Annotated in this window: 20 protein-coding genes; 4 read left to right on the plus strand and 16 right to left on the minus strand. The window is 35.5% G+C overall.

The features are described from left to right. Window positions 1–61: 61 nt before the first annotated feature. From hisA to GQ45_RS03555, 16 genes are all read right to left on the minus strand, one after another. Window positions 62–805, minus strand: a complete 744-nt coding sequence (hisA, locus tag GQ45_RS03480; RefSeq protein WP_047415140.1) for a 1-(5-phosphoribosyl)-5-[(5-phosphoribosylamino)methylideneamino]imidazole-4-carboxamide isomerase — start codon at window positions 803–805, stop codon at window positions 62–64. A gap of 148 nt (window positions 806–953) precedes the next feature. Next, the gene (gene hisH, locus GQ45_RS03485; RefSeq protein ID WP_052188109.1) at window positions 954–1598 is read right to left on the minus strand and encodes an imidazole glycerol phosphate synthase subunit HisH; all 645 of its coding nucleotides are present in this window, start codon (window positions 1596–1598) and stop codon (window positions 954–956) included. Window positions 1599–1765: 167 nt separating this feature from the next. After that, window positions 1766–2899 carry a bifunctional histidinol-phosphatase/imidazoleglycerol-phosphate dehydratase HisB gene (gene hisB, locus GQ45_RS03490; protein ID WP_047415142.1) on the minus strand — a complete coding sequence of 378 codons (1134 nt, stop codon included), beginning with the start codon at window positions 2897–2899 and terminating at the stop codon, window positions 1766–1768. 48 nt (window positions 2900–2947) lie between these two features. Then, the gene (gene hisC / locus GQ45_RS03495; RefSeq protein WP_047415145.1) at window positions 2948–4000 is read right to left on the minus strand and encodes a histidinol-phosphate transaminase; all 1053 of its coding nucleotides are present in this window, start codon (window positions 3998–4000) and stop codon (window positions 2948–2950) included. Next, window positions 3993–5282 carry a histidinol dehydrogenase gene (gene hisD / locus GQ45_RS03500; RefSeq protein ID WP_047419989.1) on the minus strand — a complete coding sequence of 430 codons (1290 nt, stop codon included), beginning with the start codon at window positions 5280–5282 and terminating at the stop codon, window positions 3993–3995. Before hisD ends, hisC begins: the two co-directional genes overlap by 8 nt. A gap of 13 nt (window positions 5283–5295) precedes the next feature. Next, window positions 5296–6153 (minus strand): ATP phosphoribosyltransferase, encoded by an 858-nt coding sequence (gene hisG / locus GQ45_RS03505; protein WP_047415147.1) that lies wholly within the window; start codon window positions 6151–6153, stop codon window positions 5296–5298. 255 nt (window positions 6154–6408) lie between these two features. Further along, on the minus strand, window positions 6409–7224 hold the full coding sequence (locus GQ45_RS03510) for a prohibitin family protein (RefSeq protein ID WP_047415149.1): 816 nt from the start codon (window positions 7222–7224) through the stop codon (window positions 6409–6411). A 10-nt stretch (window positions 7225–7234) separates the two neighbouring features. Further along, entirely contained in the window at window positions 7235–9247 is a 2013-nt protein-coding gene (locus GQ45_RS03515) for a hypothetical protein (protein WP_047415151.1), read from the minus strand. Window positions 9248–9277: 30 nt separating this feature from the next. Further along, on the minus strand, window positions 9278–10027 hold the full coding sequence (gene fabG, locus GQ45_RS03520; protein ID WP_047415152.1) for a 3-oxoacyl-[acyl-carrier-protein] reductase: 750 nt from the start codon (window positions 10025–10027) through the stop codon (window positions 9278–9280). Between the two features lie 210 nt (window positions 10028–10237). Next, window positions 10238–11110 carry a succinate--CoA ligase subunit alpha gene (gene sucD / locus GQ45_RS03525; RefSeq protein WP_047415154.1) on the minus strand — a complete coding sequence of 291 codons (873 nt, stop codon included), beginning with the start codon at window positions 11108–11110 and terminating at the stop codon, window positions 10238–10240. 75 nt (window positions 11111–11185) lie between these two features. Beyond that, entirely contained in the window at window positions 11186–12118 is a 933-nt protein-coding gene (locus GQ45_RS03530) for a UDP-3-O-(3-hydroxymyristoyl)glucosamine N-acyltransferase (RefSeq protein WP_047415156.1), read from the minus strand. Window positions 12119–12229: 111 nt separating this feature from the next. After that, entirely contained in the window at window positions 12230–12796 is a 567-nt protein-coding gene (gene efp / locus GQ45_RS03535; RefSeq protein ID WP_047415158.1) for an elongation factor P, read from the minus strand. A gap of 205 nt (window positions 12797–13001) precedes the next feature. Beyond that, window positions 13002–13787: an acyl-ACP--UDP-N-acetylglucosamine O-acyltransferase gene (gene lpxA / locus GQ45_RS03540; RefSeq protein WP_047415160.1), complete on the minus strand. Its 786-nt coding sequence runs from the start codon at window positions 13785–13787 to the stop codon at window positions 13002–13004. Window position 13788: 1 nt separating this feature from the next. Beyond that, window positions 13789–15183, minus strand: coding sequence for a bifunctional UDP-3-O-[3-hydroxymyristoyl] N-acetylglucosamine deacetylase/3-hydroxyacyl-ACP dehydratase (locus GQ45_RS03545; RefSeq protein ID WP_047415162.1), 1395 nt, complete (start codon window positions 15181–15183; stop codon window positions 13789–13791). Beyond that, complete coding sequence (gene lpxD, locus GQ45_RS03550; RefSeq protein ID WP_047415164.1) at window positions 15176–16201, minus strand: UDP-3-O-(3-hydroxymyristoyl)glucosamine N-acyltransferase; 1026 nt, start codon at window positions 16199–16201, stop codon at window positions 15176–15178. Before lpxD ends, GQ45_RS03545 begins: the two co-directional genes overlap by 8 nt. A gap of 23 nt (window positions 16202–16224) precedes the next feature. Continuing rightward, window positions 16225–17454, minus strand: coding sequence for an HD domain-containing protein (locus tag GQ45_RS03555; protein WP_047415166.1), 1230 nt, complete (start codon window positions 17452–17454; stop codon window positions 16225–16227). Window positions 17455–17785: 331 nt separating this feature from the next. On the opposite strand from GQ45_RS03555, the gene GQ45_RS03560 reads away from it, so the two are divergent. The 4 genes from GQ45_RS03560 to GQ45_RS03575 all read left to right on the plus strand — a co-directional run bounded on the left by GQ45_RS03560 (window position 17786) and on the right by GQ45_RS03575 (window position 20881). Beyond that, complete coding sequence (locus GQ45_RS03560) at window positions 17786–19330, plus strand: bifunctional response regulator/alkaline phosphatase family protein (RefSeq protein WP_047415168.1); 1545 nt, start codon at window positions 17786–17788, stop codon at window positions 19328–19330. A 12-nt stretch (window positions 19331–19342) separates the two neighbouring features. Beyond that, window positions 19343–19753, plus strand: a complete 411-nt coding sequence (gene tsaE, locus GQ45_RS03565) for a tRNA (adenosine(37)-N6)-threonylcarbamoyltransferase complex ATPase subunit type 1 TsaE (protein WP_047415170.1) — start codon at window positions 19343–19345, stop codon at window positions 19751–19753. Between the two features lie 307 nt (window positions 19754–20060). Continuing rightward, window positions 20061–20243, plus strand: a complete 183-nt coding sequence (locus tag GQ45_RS03570) for a hypothetical protein (protein ID WP_047415172.1) — start codon at window positions 20061–20063, stop codon at window positions 20241–20243. Window positions 20244–20338: 95 nt separating this feature from the next. Next, window positions 20339–20881: a hypothetical protein gene (locus GQ45_RS03575; RefSeq protein WP_047415174.1), complete on the plus strand. Its 543-nt coding sequence runs from the start codon at window positions 20339–20341 to the stop codon at window positions 20879–20881. Window positions 20882–20966 lie beyond the last annotated feature (85 nt).

A 20966-nucleotide genomic window follows, 5' to 3' on the forward strand; every position in this document is an offset into this window, starting at 1 on the left:
ATAGTAGCCTTAACAATTTTTAGCTGCTTCATGTCTGGTTCGCAACTAAATAGCTCGATTTTTAGCCGTTCAAAATAAACTCCTCGAGCTGCTTTAAACTGATTCTGTTTTCATAGATGGCTTTTCCAATGATCGTTCCTTCACAGCCTAACTCGGCCAATTTGGGTAATTCGTCAAAGGCAGATATTCCTCCTGATGCGATCAAATGAATCTTATTTCCTTCTACCGGAATTGAAGTTTGCTTCAATATTTTTTTATACAAGCTGAACGAAGGTCCCGCTAACATTCCGTCTTTGCTAATGTCTGTACAAATAACAAATACAATACCTTTTTCTTGATAGTCTTTTATAAACGGAATCAATTCTTGTTTTGAATGCTCTTGCCAACCCGAAACGGCAATTTTTTCATTTAGTGCATCTGCCCCTAAAATAATTTTCTCCGCACCATAGGTTTCAATCCAGCTTAAAAACAGCTCTCTGTTTTTTACGGCAATACTCCCACCAGTGACTTGATCCGCTCCGCTATTAAAAGCAATTTGTAAATCCTTATCTGTTTTTAAACCTCCCCCAAAATCGATTTTCAGTGTGGTCTGAGAAGCTATTTGCTCCAATACTTTGTGGTTTACAATATGTTGATTTTTAGCACCATCTAAGTCCACCAAATGCAAGTATTCAATGCCATGAGCCTCGAACTCTTTAGCAACTTCTAAAGGACTCTCATTATATATTTTTTTAGTGGTATAGTCACCTTTTGAAAGTCGTACACATTTACCGTCAATAATATCTATAGCTGGGATTATTCTCATTGTATTAAAAGTATTACTTATTAACTAAAAGATTTTAAATCTTTAAACTTCTTGCTGGTCATCAGTTCATTTTTATAAACCTTACTAATTATTCATTTTTACTTGAATTCATTTCCCAAAGGGTACCAATATCTTACTTTTTTTGGTTTTACGCTGTATTTGTTAAGGTTAAGAAATTCAAAAGGATTTGCTCCCCCATAGCACTACTCTTCTCTGGGTGAAACTGGGTGCCATAAAAATTATCTTTATGCAAGGCAGCACTGTACTCAATTCCGTAATCAGATGTGGCAATAGTATGTGCGCATAATGGTGCATAAAAACTATGCACCATATACATATATTCGTTTTCTGAGATACCCTCAAATAAATCAGATTTTAAATTTTTAATTTGATTCCAACCAATTTGTGGAACTTTTTCTTGATTCGAAAACTTTAAGATATCGAGATCAAAAATGCCTAATCCTTTGGTATTCCCTTCTTCGGAAGAAGTACACATTAACTGCATTCCTAAACAAATGCCTAAAACAGGTTGTTTAAGTTGGGGAATCAAGCCATCTAACCCACTTGACCTAAGTTTCTGCATTGCGCTACTCGCTTCACCAACCCCAGGGAAAATAACTTTATCAGCCGCTAAAATTTGAGCTGCATCACTACTTAAAACGGCTTTAAAACCTAGACGTTGTATCGCGAACATGATACTTTGGATGTTACCTGCTCCGTAATCAATGATGACCAAGCCCCCCCCGCTCCCCAAGGGGGAGCTTTTACTTTCTTTATGTTTATCTTTATTCATTATATTTTCGTCATTAATAGGCTTCGATTTCCGTGGGTTAGGCTTAGTAAATGTAACTCAACTACGATGCCAACATAGAGAGGACTTTGTCTCAGCTATTTTTTACTATTCACTATAAAAAAGAGTTTTTGTTTTTAATTCCCCTTTCGGGGGTTAGGGTCTTTGTTTTACAACATTCCCTTGGTTGACGGCAATATCATCTTGTCAACATCGCGTTTTACAGCAACTTTTATGGCTTTGGCAAAGGCTTTAAAAATAGCTTCAATTTTATGATGCTCATTGGTACCTTCGGCTTTTATATTCAGATTGGCTTTTGCGCCATCGGTAAAGGATTTAAAGAAGTGATAAAACATTTCAGTAGGCATCTCTCCTATTTTTTCGCGCTTAAATTCAGCCTCCCAAACCAACCAATTTCTTCCTCCAAAGTCTATCGCTACTTGCGCCAAGCAGTCATCCATTGGTAAACAAAACCCATAGCGTTCTATCCCTAATTTGTTTGATAATGCCTTATGAAATACTTCTCCTAATGCAATGGCTGTGTCTTCGATAGTGTGATGCTCATCAACCTCTAAATCGCCCTGAACTTGGATGTCTAAATCCATCTGCCCATGACGCGCTAATTGATCTAACATATGATCAAAAAAAGCCAATCCTGTTGCAATGGTACTTTTCCCTGAACCGTCTAAGTTAATTTTTATCTGAATGTCTGTTTCATTGGTTTTCCGACTTATTTCTGCAACTCTATCGCGTAGTTTTAAAAACTCATGTATTTTCTTCCAATCATTGGTTTCTAGTGCAATTAGCCTTTCTAACTCATTTCTTTTGACGCTAATTTCATCCATCCCTAATTCCGTAAAATCATTGATAAAAATACCTTTTGAACCTAAATTTTTTGCCAATTCAATATCTGTTAAACGATCACCAATAACATAAGAGTTTGCCAAATCATAGTTTTCAGAAAAATACTCTGTTAATAAACCTGTTTTTGGCTTACGTGTTTCGGCATTTTCATGCGGAAAAGTTTTATCAATCACAATGTTATCAAATACAACCCCTTCATTTTCGAAAGATTGAACAATAAAATTCTGAACAGGCCAGAAGGTATCTTCAGGAAAAGCCGCTGTTCCCAAGCCATCTTGATTGGTAATCATAACGAGTTCATAGTCTAATTCTCTGGCTATTTTACCTAAATAGGTGAAGACATTTGGATAAAAGATTAGTTTTTCAAAAGCATCAACCTGCTCGTCTCCCGGTTCTTTAATAATCGTTCCGTCTCGATCTATAAAAAGTACTTTTTTCATATGTATTAGGCTTGTTTCTAGTGCTATATTTAAAATTCTTCTTTTGTATTAGAATTGGGAAATTAATTTCAATGCTGAAATCAATCTCACATTCTCTTGTTTAGTTCCTACTGTTAATCTCAGGGTATTTTCACATAAAGGCTGACTTGTTCTGTTACGAACTACTATACCCAATTTCAACAATTGTTGATACCGGATTGTGGCATCGTCCACTTTTACTAAAATAAAATTCGCATCTGATGCAAATACGCTATGCACGTAATTTAATTCATGTAAGGCTTTAGATAAAAGTGTTCTTTCAGACAAAATTACAGCTACTTCCGATTGTATAGCCTCTAGGTCTAAAACTCTTTCTAAAGCCCTTTGCTGTGACAATTCATTCACATTATAGGGCGGTTTAATTTTATTTAGAATGGCGATTATTTCTTCGGAGGCAAAACAAATTCCCAAACGTATTCCTGCCATACCATAGGCTTTCGATAAGGTTTGAGTAATAATTAAGTTATTATAATTCTTTAATTCCTGCAACCAGCTTTCTTCTTTCGAAAAATCAATATAGGCCTCATCGATGACTACTACACCTTTAAATTCTTGTAGTAAGGTAAGCACTTTATCTTTTGCAAAGCTGTTGGCTGTGGGGTTATTAGGAGAACATAGAAATACTATTTTAGAATGAGCGTCTGCTTTCTTAAGAATTGCAGCTACATCAGGCTCAAAGTCTAATGTTAATTGAATTTCTTTATTCTCAACATTATTAATCCCTGCCAATACATTATACATACCGTATGTTGGGGGTAACGTAATAATATTATCTTCCTTGGGCTCACAAAAAGCTCTAAAAATTAAATCTAATACTTCGTCACTTCCATTTCCAAAAAGTATATTTTCAGGCTTTACCCCTTTCTGCTTCGCTAAAACAGCCTTTAAGTTACGTTGTTGTGGGTCAGGATACCGATTAACCCCGTTTTCAAAAGGATTTTCGTTAGCATCTAAAAAAATCATCTCAGAACCGTCAGAGACATATTCATCCCGTGCTGAAGAGTAAGGCTTTAAACCCCTAACATTTTCTCGTACAAGGTTTTGTATGTTGAACTTATTCATTCTTTAGGCTATTTAAACGTAGTGTAACCGCATTTTTGTGTGCTTGCAAGCCCTCTGCATCTGCCATTATTTCAATAGCTTCGCCAATGGTCTTAATCCCTACTTTAGATATTTTTTGAAAAGTCATAATTTTCATAAAACTATCTAAGTTAACACCGCTATACTGTTTCGTATAGCCATTTGTGGGTAAGGTATGATTGGTACCTGAAGCATAATCTCCTGCACTTTCGGGGGTGTAATTACCAATAAAAATAGAACCTGCATTTGCTATATTTTCTAAATAAGAAGCCTCATTTTTTACGCAAATAATATAATGTTCAGGACCATACTCATTAATTAATTCCTGCGCAATCGCATCACTTTCCACATAAATCAACTTACTATTATCAATGGCTTTTTGAGCAATTTCTTTACGTGGCAAGTCGTTTATTTGTTGTTCAATTTCTTTTTCTACATCTTCAAGTAAAACTTTAGATGTACTTACCAATATAACCTGACTATCAACGCCGTGCTCCGCCTGACTTAATAAGTCTGACGCCACAAATTCGGCCTTAGCACTATCGTCGGCCATCACGAGCAGTTCACTGGGCCCTGCAGGCATATCGATGGCAACGCCATATTTTGTGGCCAGTTGTTTTGCGACAGTGACGTATTGATTTCCTGGTCCAAAAATTTTATATACCTGTGGAATTGTTTCGGTTCCAAAAGTCATAGCTGAAATTGCTTGGATACCCCCAATTTTAAAAATTTTAGTCACGCCACATAAATGTGCCGTGTACAAAATAGCCGGATGAATCCTGCCTTCCTTATTTGGCGGCGAACAGAGTACAATTTCGGTACAACCCGCAATGCTTGCAGGCACTGCCAACATCAAAATAGTGGAAAACAAAGGTGCTGTTCCTCCAGGAATGTATAAGCCTACTTTTTGAATAGGCCTTTTCTCTTGCCAACATTGAACTCCAATAGCGGTCTCCACTTCAACCTTACCTGTTTGCTGGGCTTTATGAAATATTTCGATATTCTGCTTAGCTAAGCCAATTGCGTCTTTTAGAGGCTTTGAAACAAGACTTAAGGCTTCATTAATTTCAGATTCGGAAACCAGAAATTTATCTACTAAAATTCCATCAAATTTTTGAGTGTATTTTATAAGGGCCGTATCACCTTCTTTCTGCACTTCTTCAAAAACTTGATTCACTGTCGTTTCAATATCAGCTAAGGACTTTGTAGGTCGCTTTAAAAGCTGAGGCCAATCTTCTTTCTTCGGATTATATATTTTATTCATACTGAAATTTGAATTAGAGAACCATTTTTTCAATCGGGCAAACCAAAATACCCTCTGCACCTACTTGCTTCAATTCATCAATAACTTCCCAAAACTTATCTTTGTTAATGACCGTGTGCACTGAACTCCATCCTTCCTCTGCCAATGGCAAAACTGTAGGGCTACGCATTCCTGGCAACAACTTTAAAACTTCGGGCAACCTGTTGTTCGGAGCATTCAATAGTACATATTTAGATTGTCTGGCTCTTAAAACAGATTGAATTCGGAATTGTAATTTTTGTAATATTTCTTTTCTTTCTTCTGTAATTTTTGGAGAAACTGCCAACACAGCTTCGCTGGTCAACATAATTTCTACTTCCTTTAAATTATTTTTAAAAAGTGTACTGCCACTAGAAACAATATCACAAATGGCATCTGCTAAACCTATATTGGGTGCAATTTCTACAGAGCCACTAATAATATGTAAATCTGCTTTTACGCCTTTTGTTGCTAAATAATTTTTAACGGTATTGGGATAGGAAGTGGCAATACGTTTTCCCTCAAAATCTTCCACAGAAGTATATTTCATTGCTTTAGGTACTGCTAAAGAAACTTTGCACTTCGAAAAACCAAGTTTCTCTGCAACAATTATATCTTCCCCTTTTTCTATCAAAACATTTTCTCCAATAATGGCTACGTCTACTACCCCATCTCTTAAGTATTGAGGAATATCTCCATTTCTGAGGTAAAAAACTTCCATAGGAAAATTTCGAGAAGATGCCTTTAATTGATCTCTACCGTTATCTATGGAGATCCCGCAGTCTTTAAGAATATCAATTGATTCTTCGTTTAAACGCCCTGCTTTTTGAATTGCAATTCTAAGTTTTGTCATTTGTATTAATTTTGTGTTTGGCAAGCAAAAGACTTTAAAAACAAAACCCGTTTGATTGCTCAAACGGGTTTAAAATTATGTTGTAACACAGTACAATACACTTTTACCTCGCTTGATAGCCAGTATAAAAATGATGATGGTGTGCTGTTCTATTTTTCATCCTGATGCAAAAGTAAAAATATTTTTAATGATAAGAAACTAAAATTCTATTTTTTAACAACATTTATTGATTTTGTAAAAATTACAGAATAATAATTAGTTGTTTCCTAATATGATCGGCATTCCTCCATCGCCACCTCCTATAATTACAACTTTAGAATTTGGAGATTCTGATAGCTTTAAAGTAGCATCAATACCCTTATCTTTTAAAATTTGATCATTTAAAGAGGCACTTAGAATTCGGTTAGCATCAGCTTTACCTTGGGCCTCAATAGTTACTTTTTCAGCTTCTTTTTTAGCGGTTACCAAACGGAATTCATATTCTAATGATTCCTGTTCTTGTTTTAGTTTACGTTCAATAGCGTCTTTAATAGTTGGCGGTAGCGTTACGTCACGCACTAATATTTCATTCAATTGAATATATTCATCTTTTACAATTTTCTGAGTCTCATCAAAAATTTCTTGCTGAATAGCATCTCTTTTACTTGAGTACAATTGTTCTGGTGTATAACGACCTACAACGGAACGTGCCGCAGATCTAATGGTTGGCAACAATACGCGTTGAATATATTCTTCTCCTTTTTCTTGATGAAGAAGTCCTAATTTACTTCGAACAGGCTCAAACCAAGCAGAGGCTTCTAATTTGATATCCAATCCGTTACTAGATAAAACATTCATTTTTTCTAATACTTCTTGTTGTCTTACTTCATAGATATATACCTTATTCCATGGTGCTACCACATGAAAGCCTTCTCCTAAAGGTGGCTGATCTGTAACTACACCGCCTCCGAAAGTTTTATACAACACTCCAGCCTTACCTGAATCAATTGTGACTGCTGATTTTGAAATTAAAATTACTAAGGCGATAAAAACAACTACTGCGGGTAGTGCAATTTTGGGCAATTTGTCCATTCTATTTTTTTTAAGTTAATCCGTTAAATTTTCTGATAAACCATTCTGCAGAAAGCGCAAGAATAATAAGCATCAATACGATTCGAAAATCAATCAAAGATACAACATTTTCGTTGCTTTTCTGTACTGGCAGAAAGCTTAAATTGCTATTTAATTCTGCTAGTAGGGCACTTCGTTGTGTAGGGTAAAACAATTTGCCATCAGTAACTTTTGCTAAGCGCTCAAGTTTGTTATAATTTGTGGCATTAAACTGTTGTTCTATATCAAAATCTATTATTTTAAAACTTCCTGATTTTGACAAATTGGTATTTGAGACCTTCACTACAAAAGAATAATCACCAGGAGTAAGACCACTTAAATCAGCCTCGTAATTACTTCCCTTGACAAGCATGGGTATTTCTTTGCTATTATTTAAGGTTAAAACTAAAGCTGCATTGGCATCAAAAACAAAGGTTTCGTCAAAATAGGATGCCGTTACTTTAGCAGCTGAAGAACCTTCATATATCGGTTCAAAGCTTACCGTTAATCGGGTTTTATTTTTATTGTCAGATAAGTAAAGTACCAATTGCCCAATGAATTGATCAAAATTTTCAAAACTACCCTCATTCCTATACGATTGTAAACGCCATTTCCAAATTCCTTCACCTAAAAACAGTGCTGTTTTTGAACCTTCACCATCGGAAACAGCAAGTAATGGGTTCTCCAAGTCTACGCCCCTGATTTGCATTTGTAAAAGCGTTTGGTTCACTCCCAAAAAGCTTATGGATCCAGATTTAGTTAACAAGGGAGGAAAATTATCTACTTTGAAATCACTGGTATCATAAAAGCTAAACGACTCATTTTTGGTTGGAAATACTTCTTGGATAGGATACCCTGTTTCGATTTGAAATGACTTTTGAACAGTATTTAGAAAGTTAAGATCGGTTTTAGGGCCTTCGATGACCAGAGCGCTTGCGTTTTTGTTTTGAATAAATGTAAACACTTCTTTAAAAGAAATATCAGGTTGATAAAGTATAAAAATATCAATCTTATCTAGATCTAATATACCATCCTTAGGTTTTAGGATACTTACCGCGCGTTGTTCATTGCATTCTATTGCTTTTTTTAAAGCTCCAATATCTGGATGTGAGATATTTGAAATTATGGCAATATTAGTTTTTTCATCGATCACCTCCACAGCCACTGTTTTTGAATTGTTAGCGGTATTTTTTTCATTCGCTAAAATTCCTGCGCTAAGTCGTATTGTTTTGACACCTACGGAATTTGCCTCTAAAAAGGTAGAAATCTTTTGTGATTTTTGAGCGGCACTCACTTGTACTTGTTTGGTAAATACTTCTTTTCCATCCATGCTTATCCCTACAGGGATCGTTTTGTTTTCAAGACCTTGATAGCTGACAAAAAACTCAATAGGAAATTTATTTTTTAAAAAAGCATATTTATTGCTATTTACTTGATGTATAAACACATCTTCATACTTCGTTGTATCGCCAATAGCCATGGGATATACGGGATATTTTAACCTACTGCCATAAAATTCATAATCATCTCCAATGGTTTGGTTTCCATCGGAAAGTAGCAAAACAACGGTATTCGTCGTGTTATAAATATCAGAAATAGCACTTAAAGCTTTAGAAATATCAGTGTTTTTTTCTTGAAAATTTAGACTATCTAAAGCCTGTAAATCTTCGCCAAAGCTATATTCTTGAATCGCAAATTTTTCTTGAATCCCTGAATTTGATGTAATTTCTTCTATACTAGTTTCTAGTAGATTTTTTGACTCACGAACAGATGATGAGTTATCTACCAATACAACTAAGTTGGTCTTTTCAACCGTAATACTTTTTTTGGTGAGTTTAGGATTTATAAGTAGAACAAACAATCCGAACAAGGCAATAAAACGAAAAAAAGAGAGGTAAACGATAGTTTTCCCTCCCTTTTCCTTTTTGTAAAAATATTGAAAACCAACTATTGCCAAGGCTACTAAGGCAGCCAAAATTAGGAATAGTATGGATTGTAATTGCATAATTTAGTGTGGTACAAAAATAAATTCTACTTAGGTCAGCATGCCCCCATCAACATTTAAAACTTGACCTGTCACATAGGCTGATAGATCAGAAGCAAAGAATAAACAAGCATTTGCTATATCCTCTGGAGATCCACCTCTTTTTAAAGGAATACCGTCTCTCCATCCTTGCACTACTTTCGCATCTAACTTATCGGTCATTTCTGTTTCAATAAAACCAGGAGCAATGGCATTGCACCGGATATTACGAGAGCCTAATTCTAAAGCGACAGACTTGGTAAACCCAATCATACCCGCCTTTGAAGCTGCATAGTTGGTCTGCCCTGCATTTCCTTTGACACCCACCACACTACTCATGTTAATGATGGAGCCTTTACGCTGCTTTAACATGGTACGTTGCACAGCCTTGGTCATATTAAAAACTGATTTTAGATTGATATCTATAACTGAATCAAAATCTTCCTCAGACATACGCATTAGTAAATTGTCTTTAGTAATTCCTGCGTTGTTAATTAAAACATCAATAACACCACCAAAATCTTCTAAAACGCTAGCGACTAAAGCTTCTGAATCGCTAAAGCTTGCCGCATTGCTTTTATACGCTTTGGCTTTAACTCCTTTAGCTGTTAATTCTTTTTCTAAAGCTATAGCAGGTGCTTCACTAGAACTATAAGTAAATGCAACATTTGCACCATGATCTGCAAATACTTGTGCTATTCCTGTACCTATACCTCTACTTGCTCCTGTTATAATGACGTTTTTACCTTCTAATAGTTTCATCTGTTTACTTTTATTATTTTTTATACGACGATCTAAATACGCTTTCTCTGGTACACTAAAATGTTACCAATGACGATTTCAATTTTCAAAGCTGTTCGAGCTTCAAATTCAAATATACCTTTTGTTTTATATACTAACGAAAAAAATTCCGTCTAAACTGAAACATTTTCAGTATAAACGGAATTATATGTAGTAGAGTTCAACCTAAGTTTACCCCATCACTTCTTTTACTTTCAATCCTATTTCAGCAGGAGAATCTACGACGTGAATACCACATTCTCTCATGATTTTCTTTTTAGCTTGTGCCGTGTCATCACTACCACCAACAATAGCACCAGCATGCCCCATTGTTCTACCAGCAGGAGCTGTTTCACCAGCTATAAACCCTATAATAGGTTTTTTACTTCCACTTTCTTTGTACCATTTTGCAGCATCAGCTTCTAATTGACCGCCAATTTCACCAATCATCACCACACATTCAGTTTCAGGGTCATTGATTAATAATTCAACCGCTTCTTTTGTTGTTGTTCCAATAATTGGATCACCACCAATACCAATAGCTGTTGTTATCCCTAAACCTTGACGCACTACTTGGTCTGCAGCTTCATAGGTTAAGGTTCCTGATTTTGAAACAATACCTACAGTTCCTTTTTTGAAAACAAAACCTGGCATGATACCTACTTTGGCTTCTCCCGGAGTTATAACACCTGGACAATTAGGCCCAATTAAGCGACAATCCATACCTTTAATATAGTTGGCCGCTTTTACCATATCTGCAACAGGAATACCTTCTGTGATTGTGATAATAACTTTAATACCTGCATTTGCAGCCTCCATAATCGCATCTGCAGCAAATGCTGGCGGTACAAATATAATCGTGGTGTCAGCGCCTGCCTTTTCAACAGCTTCTAAAACTGTATTGAAAACTGGTCTTCCTAAATGTTCTTGTCCGCCTTTACCTGGGGTTACACCTCCTACGATGTTGGTGCCGTACTCGATCATTTGTTCTGCATGAAAAGTACCTTCACTTCCTGTAAAACCTTGTACAATTATTTTGGAATTTTTATTAACTAAAACACTCATGTTATATCTGTATTAATTATTGCTTTGCAAAAATATAGCATTGAAAACAATTACTAAAGTATTTCTTAAGCTTATTTACTTTTCAATTTTTTTTAAAATTTCTGGTATTCTTTTTACGTGGGCTAATTGTTTTAGTTTTTCCCTTGCTTCCTCAGCCGGACTGCCGAAATACGTTTTTCCCCCTTCTAAAGATTTTGATATGCCAGATTGGGCTAATACCACTGCTTTTTTTCCGATGGTTATGGCACTCGTAACGCCTACTTGCCCCCATAGGGTAACCTCATCTTCTACAATAACACAACCAGCTATCCCCGCTTGTGAGGCAATTAAACATTTTTTGCCGATAACGGTATCGTGTCCAATTTGTACTTGATTGTCTATTTTTGCTCCTTGTTGTATGGTGGTATCCCCTGTAACCCCTTTGTCTATGGTACACAGGGCACCAATATCAACATGGTCTTCAATCACTACCCTACCTCCTGAAATTAATTTATCAAAACCTTCCAAACGATTTTTATAGTAAAAGGCATCAGCGCCTATAACCGTTCCCGCATGTATGGTTACGTGATTTCCGATGATACAATTGTCATAAATAGACACGTTCGCATGTATCAGGCAATTATCCCCAATCACTACATTATTTCCAATAAAACAACCAGGTTGGATAATGGTATTTTTACCAATTTTAGCTGAAGCTGCTATGGGTAAAAGAGACTTCTCAAAGGGTTTAAAGAAATTCGTCAGCTTATTAAAATCGCGAAAGGGATCATCAGAAATCAACAAAGCCTTTCCTACTGGACAGGCTACTTTTTTATTGATTAAAATAGTTGTGGCCTTCGAGCTTAGCGCTTTATCATAGTATTTTGGATGATCTACAAATACAATATCACCCGCTTCCACCACATGAATTTCATTCATGCCCAAAACTTTAAAATCTTCATGGCCGATAAATTCCGATTGAATGATGCTCGCAATTTGGCCTAGGGAATATGGAATTGGAAATTTCATTGTTTTAGGTTCTAGTTGTTAGGTGAAGATTAAAACTCTATATTTTTCAATAAGCAATTTGTTCCCATTAGACATTAAAATATTACATACCCCCTTTGGGGGTTAGGGGGCTTACTCTTTCACTCTTTCCATGTAAGAACAAGTTGCTGTATCTATTTTAATTTTATCACCCTCATTAATAAACAAAGGTACGTTTACCTCTGCACCGGTTTCTACTTTTGCAGGTTTTGTAGCATTTGTGGCCGTATTCCCTTTTACACCTGGTTCTGTATAGGTTACTTCTAACACAATACTTGCCGGCATATCCACAGATAAGGGCATAGCATCTTCCGTATTAAAGAGTACCGTTACGATAGTACCTTCTTTTAATAAATTTGGTGCGTCTAAGGCACTTTCCTGTAATGTAATTTGATTATAATCGTCCGTATTCATAAAATGATACGTGTCACCCTCAGGATAAAGGTATTGGTATGAACGTGTTTCTACCCTAACATCTTCAATTTTACTACCTCCAGAAAAGGTGTTGTCTAAGACTTTACCTGTAGTTACACTCTTTAATTTTGTTCTTACAAAAGCAGGGCCTTTTCCTGGCTTAACGTGCAGAAATTCAATAATTTTAAAAATATCGTTATTGTAACGTATACATAATCCTTTTCTAATATCTGATGTTGATGCCATATTTTGTTGGTTTCTTGTTCCTTGTTTAAGGTTTGAAGTTTAAAATTGTTAATGATTGTTGCTTGTTTTTAAAAAACTAAGGAATAAATAAATTCCTACCTTTTTTATAAATATCGTTCTTAGTACTTCTAGGTTCGTATTTTTTTTAACTTGATACTAAAACTTGTGCTTGAACTCTTGCACTGAGCGGAGTCGAAGCGTTATTTCAATTGGTACTAAAATAGCCTTTCATAATACCGCGTTGTGAATCTCTGATAAACTGAAGAATTTCATCACGTTCCGGTGTAGCCTCCATTTCAGCCTCAATAATTTGCACTGCTTGCGAATTGTTGTAGTTTTTCTGGTATAGAATTCTGTAAATATTTTGAACTTCTCTTATTTTTTCTGAAGTAAAACCGCGTCTTCTTAAGCCAACGGAGTTTATCCCTACATAGGACAGTGGTTCTCTCGCTGCTTTTACATAAGGTGGCACGTCTTTACGCACTAAAGAACCTCCCGTAACAAAAGCATGCTGCCCAATAGATACAAATTGATGCACAGCGACCAAGCCTGCTAAAATAACATTGTCTCCAATAGTCACATGACCTGCCAAGGTAGAATTGTTAGAAAAAATACAATTATCTCCTACTAAACAATCATGAGCCACATGGCAATACGCCATAATTAAGCAGTTTTTGCCAATCACGGTTTTCATGCGGTCTGAAGTTCCTTTATGTATGGTAGCACACTCTCTGATCGTTGTGCCATCGCCAATAATTACAGTCGTTTCTTCACCCTCGTACTTTAAATCTTGAGGAGGTGCAGAAATTACGGCACCTGGAAAAATGTTGCAATTTTTACCAATTCTAGCGCCTTCCATGATGGTCACGTTAGAACCAATCCAAGTTCCGTCGCCTATGATTACGTTATTATGGATCGTCGTAAAAGGTTCCACAACAACGTTTTTAGCAATTTTGGCTCCTGGGTGAATATATGCAAGTGGTTGATTCATGCTATTTTGATTTTACTATTTGCGCCATTAATTCTGCTTCACAAACTAATTTATTGTTTGCATATGCATAGGCTTGCATATGACAGATTCCTCTACGGATAGGTGTAATTAAACTACAATGAAATATCAAGGTATCACCCGGAAGTACTTTTTGTTTGAATTTTACATTATCCATTTTCATGAAAAAAGTAAGGTAATTCTCTGGGTCTGGCACGGTACTTAACACTAAGATACCTCCTGTTTGCGCCATAGCCTCAACCTGCAAGACACCTGGCATTACCGGTGCGCCTGGAAAATGACCAATGAAAAAATCTTCATTCATGGTCACATTTTTCATCCCCACAACATGGGTGTCAGAAAGTTCTATAATACGATCTATCAATAAAAATGGAGGCCTATGAGGTAGTACTTCCATAATTTTATGAATATCCATCAACGGAGGTTGATTTAAATCGTATTGCGGAACATTATTCCTTTTTTCAAATTTTATAATTTTAGATAATTTTTTAGCAAATTGCGTGTTGACAAAATGTCCTGGCTTATTCGCAATTACCTTTCCTTGTATTCTTGAACCAATTAAGGCCAAATCTCCAATAACGTCAAGTAATTTATGACGTGCCGCTTCATTGGGGTGATGCAAGGTTAAATTATCAAGAATGCCGTTTGGCTTAATGGATAATTTTTTCTTATTAAAAGCTTTTTCTAGCTTTTTCATGGTGGCATCAGAAATTTCTTTATCGACATAAACGATGGCATTGTTTAAATCACCCCCTTTTATCAATCCATTTTCAAGAAGCATTTCGAGCTCGTGTAAAAAACTAAAAGTTCTCGCTGAAGAAATCTCTGTTTTAAAATCAGACAAACGTTCTAAAGTGGCATTCTGAGTACCTAAAATTTTTGTGCCAAAATCGACCATAGTGGTCACCTGGTAGTCATCCGAAGGAATAATGGTAATTTCACTGCCCGTTGCCTCATCTTTAAACGAAATAACTTCTTTTACCACATATACATCACGGTCCGCTACCTGCTCTACCACTCCGGCTTTTTCTAAAGCTTCAACAAAAAACTTAGAAGAACCATCCATAATGGGGGGCTCAGGGCTATCTAGCTCAATTAAAACATTATCAATTTCAAGACCTACTAAAGCTGCAAGTACATGCTCTGAGGTTTGAATTTTAACGCCTCTTTTTTCTAAGTTTGTACCCCTTTGGGTATTGACCACATAGTTAGCATCTGCCTCAATTATGGGCTCGCCTTCAAGATCTACACGCTTAAACGCATAGCCATGGTTTTCAGGAGCTGGTATAAATTTCATGGTTACGTTTTCTCCAGTATGCAATCCTACACCTGAAAGGGTAACCTCTTTCGCAATTGTTCGTTGTTTTTTGTTACTCACGGCCAATCTTTTTTTCTAATTCATTAATTCTATTAACTATCTTCGGTAAATTCTTAAAATGTACGTACGACTTGTTAAAGTCTCCGTAGTTTATAGCGGGGGAACCTTGAATGATCTCACCGTCTTTTATATTTCTACCAATACCCGACTGTGCCTGTATTCTAACACCATTACCAATGGTAATGTGCCCTACAATACCTACTTGTCCACCAATCATACAATGACTTCCAATTTTCGCTGAACCCGCAATTCCTGTCTGAGCTGCAATTACAGTATGGGCTCCAATTTCAACATTGTGTGCAATTTGGATTTGATTATCTAACTTCACCCCTTTGCGCAAAATCGTTGAACCTAAGGTAGCCCTATCGATAGTGGTTCCTGCACCTACATCTACATTATCTTCTAAGATCACGTTGCCTGTCTGTGGTATCTTTGTAAATTCACCATTTGCCTTGGGCGCAAAACCAAAGCCATCTGAACCTACAATAGCACCACTATGTATCACACAATTATTACCAATTACAGATTCTGAATAAATTTTAGCCCCTGCAAAAACTATCACATTATTTCCCAAAATAACATTATCACCTACATAGGCATTAGGGTAAATCTTTACTTGATTGCCAATTTTTGTGTTTTCACCAATATAAGCAAAAGCACCCACATAGCAATCACTACCGTATGTTGATGACGCAGCGATATACGATGGACTCTCAATGCCTACCTTATTGTTTTTTACTTGATTGTAATACGCTAAGATTTTTGAAAATGATTCATAAGCGTCATCTACCTTAATTAACGTTGTTGTTAATTGATGCTCCGCTACAAAATCTTTATTGACGATAGTCACGGAAGACTTCGTCGTATATATATGTGGTGTGTACTTAGGATTAGCTAAAAAAGTTAGCGAACCTTGTTCACCTTCTTCAATTTTTGCTAATTTATCAACAGCAATATTTGGATTACCTTCAAGTTCTCCTTCTAAAATTCCTGCAATTTGACCAGCTGTAAATTTCATAAAGGCAAAAGTAACAAAAATAGTTAAACAGAAAGTTTAGGATAACACATATAATACTTTCTTATTTTTTTTGAAAGCATCTTTAGGTTGAGTTGATCCGATGCTTGTACCACATCGGTGATTTTACCATTACTTTTAAGAATATGAATAGGCTGATTTTCTTGGCTATAGGCCTGATTTTCTAGGGCTCCAGAGAACACGAAGTAGTTGGCTTCATGCGCCGTAAGATTCAAAGTATCCATTAGTGTAGTACGCTGTTTGTGCAGCCTCTGCTCATCAATGGGTTTATTTTTTATTTTTATATGCAACAATTTTCTATTAATAATCATCGTACACAACATCGATAAAACGACATCTTTAGAGTTTTGCCACGCTTTAATCGCTGCTAAAACATCAACATCGTCTAATTGTGCAAAGAGGATTAAATCGTCATCACTAAAATTAGCCTTAGTTACTTTATGGCTCATAAAAAATAATAGCGCACTACTGCACTGTAATATTTCACCTTTTGCGAGTAGTTCTTTAGCTCTTTTTAAAACACTTATTAACAATTGTTCCGCAACGATACCCGTTTTATGAAGATATACTTGCCAATACATAAAGCGACGGGCCATTAAAAACTTTTCTACAGAGTAAATCCCCTTTTCTTCAAGCACTAAATGGTTATCGACGACATTCAACATCGTTAATAATCGTTCTGAATTTATATTGCCCTCCGCTACGCCTGTGTAAAAACTATCGCGCTTTAAATAATCTAATCGGTCTACATCTAGCTGACTAGATACTAATTGATTTAAGAATTTTTTAGGATGTTCTCTTTTGAAAATAGCGATAGCGGTTGTTAAACTTCCGTTAAACTTTTTATTGAGCATTTCCATGTACAAGAGTGAAATATGCTCATGACTCACCCCAGCTACTATACTATGCTCCATAGCGTGGGAGAAAGGTCCGTGACCAATATCGTGCAATAAAATAGCACATAAGAGTCCTGTTTCTTCTTCTGGACTAATGTCAACCTCCTTAATTTTAAGGACTTGTATCGCTTGCTGCATTAAATGCATACAGCCTATAGCATGATGAAAACGGGTGTGATGTGCGCCTGGATATACTAAATACGAGAGTCCCATTTGAGAAATTCTTCGCAATCGTTGAAAACTAGGCTCAGCAATGAGGTTAAAAATTAAATCGTTGGGGATATTTATAAATCCGTAGATTGGATCATTGAAAATCTCAAGCTTTTTTGACTTTTGCACTATTTGTATTTTTGTATTTGGTGACTAAGTTTGTCAAAGTTATAGAATTGATTTTAAGAACGGTGTTTTAAATGTATTTTTGAAAATAATTTTATTTGACACCAAGATTAATTTAAAAGGACTAATTTTTTAAATTAAATTATTTTGCCTCACCCAGAACTGCCAAAAAACATTTCTGACCTCTCCAAAGGAGAAGAAATAAAATTTAATGAGATGGTTTATTCTGATAATAGCAAGTTTAAAAGACATAGAAAAGTGCCTCAATTTAATAAACTAAATACGAACCACTAACTACTAATTACTAACTACTAATCACTAGAAAAAAATATACATGAATACTATAACCATATTGTGGGTTGATGATGAGATCGATTTATTGAAGTCGCATATTATATTCCTTGAGAGTAAAAACTATACCGTAACCACTTGTAAAAGTGGACAAGAAGCATTAGAAGAAGTTGCTAAAACTAGGTTCGATATTGTATTCCTTGATGAAAACATGCCTGGAATTTCCGGATTGGAGACCTTGACAGAATTAAAAGCAATGGATGCCACCCTACCCGTTGTGATGATTACCAAAAGTGAAGAGGAATACATCATGGATGAAGCTATTGGTTCTAAAATAGCAGATTACTTAATAAAGCCTGTTAACCCAAATCAAATATTACTTTCCTTAAAAAAGAGTTTAGACAATTCGCGCTTAGTTTCTGAAAAAACAACATCGAATTACCAACAAGAATTCAGAAAAATTGCGATGGACTTGTCCATGGTAAACTCGCACAACGAATGGGCTGAGTTGTATAAAAAATTAGTTTCTTGGGAATTGCGCTTAGAAGAAATTGAAGATTCTAGCATGTTCGAAATATTAGAATCTCAAAAAGTAGAAGCCAACAATCAATTCGGGAAATTTATAGATAAAAATTATGAAGATTGGTTTACCGATCCTGATGGACCCATACTTTCGCACACGGTATTTAAAGAACTTGTAAAACCAGAGTTAAAAGAACAGCCCACCTTATTGGTGGTTATTGATAATCTGCGTTATGATCAGTGGCTTGCTTTTGAAGATACGGTAACGCCATTTTTTAAAAAGAAAAAAGAAACTAATTATTACAGTATTTTACCCACGGCCACTCAATATGCCAGAAATGCAATTTTTTCTGGCTTGACCCCTTTGGATATGGAAAAAAAATATCCCGATTGGTGGAAGAATGATACTGAAGATGGAGGTAAAAATTTATTTGAAGCCGAATTTTTAGGGGCTCAATTAAAACGACTAGGCTTAGACCTTACTTGGGAATACCATAAAATCAGTAGTCTAAAACAAGGTAAAACATTATCACAGAACTATAAAACGCAGAAAAAGAACGATTTAACCGTTATCGTTTACAATTTTGTAGATATGTTAAGCCATTCTAAAACCGAAATGGAAGTAATTAAAGAATTGGCTTCTAATGATAAAGCCTATCGCTCTTTAACTCAGAGTTGGTTCAAAAATTCGCCCTTATTAGAAATTATCCAGCAAGCGCAAACAATGGGTCAAAAACTAATCATTACCACAGATCACGGTACCATCAACGTTAAGCAGCCTTCGAAAGTAGTAGGCGACAAAGAGACCAGTTTAAATTTACGCTACAAAACAGGTCGAAGCTTATCCTACGAGAAAAAAGACGTGTATGAAGCTAAAAAACCATCAGAGGTGTATTTACCTAGTATTAATATGAGCAGTTCTTTTATTTTTGCGAAGAACGATTTGTTTTTTGCCTACCCAAACAATTACAATCATTATGTGAGTTACTACCGAAACACCTATCAACACGGTGGAGTATCTTTAGAAGAAATGATTATTCCGTTTGTGGTGATGGAGCCGCGGTAAAATTAGCAGTACATGAAAAAACAATATACCCAAAGCCAACTACCGGAAATAGCACAATACATTGTGAACACGGCTATCCATAAAAAGCTTTGTTTTCACGGCACTATGGGCGCAGGAAAAACAACCCTTATTAAAGCTATTGTCAAAGAACTTGGCAGCCAGGAAGAAGTGAGTAGCCCTACCTTTGGCCTTGTTAACGAATACCACAAGGCAAATGGTACTGTTTTGGCCTATCATTTTGATTTTTATCGCTTAAACGACGAAAGTGAAGCTTTAGATTTTGGTATTGAAGACTATTTATATGGCGATACCTGGGTATTTATGGAGTGGCCAGAAAAAATAACCTCCTTATTACCTGATGAGGTGACCCATATCTATATGGAAATTATAGATGAAAAAATGAGGATGCTTGAAATGGTATAGCTAGTCGCCCTAAGCTTGAAGTTGTTCTTTGACACAATTTTAAAAATTTCAGTTGTATTTTAAAGGTAAAAGGCAGCGCTAAAACAAACCTAATGCTAAACTAGGGTACTGAATTCACAGTTAGTTTTTAATCCAACCAATCACCGATATTTTTATTGTATATTTTTCGATGAACTGCATTTTTTTCGACAAAATGTTTGTTTTTTAGGTTAAAAGGCATATTTTTATCGTTCAAATGCAAGGAATTAGTAATTTTTTTCCTACATTTGACCTGAGAATGAAATTAATTTAAAAAAACCAAATTAAAATGAACACTAAAAAGACCTTTTTTGCATTAGCAGCAGTAGCTTGCTTTGCCTTAACATCTTGCACTTCTACGAGCGCATCTGATGATGCTGCATACGAGAATGATGCTATTGAAAAAACAAGAATTAAAGTGCCAGCAAACGGAATAGAGAAAACAAGAATCAAAGTTCCAGCAAACGGATAATTAAAAAATTACCATTTAAAAAAAGAGTTTCTATATACTAGAAACTCTTTTTTTTTGTTATGTATACGTGATAATTTGTTGATCAAAAATTAAGAATGAATCAAAAGAGTAATAAATTAAGTACGAAAAAAAAATCAAAAAGCATTCTTATTGGGAGCGTTGTTGCGCTTTTAATAGCCATCACCCCTTATTTATTTTATATTTATGAGTATTTTCCTGACGAACCCATTTATAATACATGGCTTTTCGATTACGAGAGTAAATTTAATTTAAGCATATATGTTACCATGTGGTTGATTATGGGTAAACTCATACCACTTATGCTTTTAATACTTTGGTTTTTTACCTGTAAACATTGGTGGTATCACATCATTCTAATCCCTATAGCCATGTACTCATTTCAAATTTTTAGTGCATTTGCTCAAGATACGAACATAATAGATGAAGTTGAAATATTCTGGTTGATACCTATCATGATGGTAGTAACTCCTTTTGTTTACTTTATTCGGGTAAAATTATTTGATAAACATGTTTTAGGTATTGACCTTGACGCCATGGATGCGGAATTAAAGGTTTACAAAGAAAAAGAGCGATTACAAAAAGAAAAAGAGGCTCAAACGACTTCAAATCAACCTTAGACTCAACAATACCTGTTGTACCCATAGTAATTCATAAGCGCTATTTTTAAAATAGGGTTTCACTAATAAAAAGTTGTAAATTTGT

The organism is Cellulophaga sp. Hel_I_12 (assembly GCF_000799565.1).
Classification (GTDB): domain Bacteria; phylum Bacteroidota; class Bacteroidia; order Flavobacteriales; family Flavobacteriaceae; genus Cellulophaga.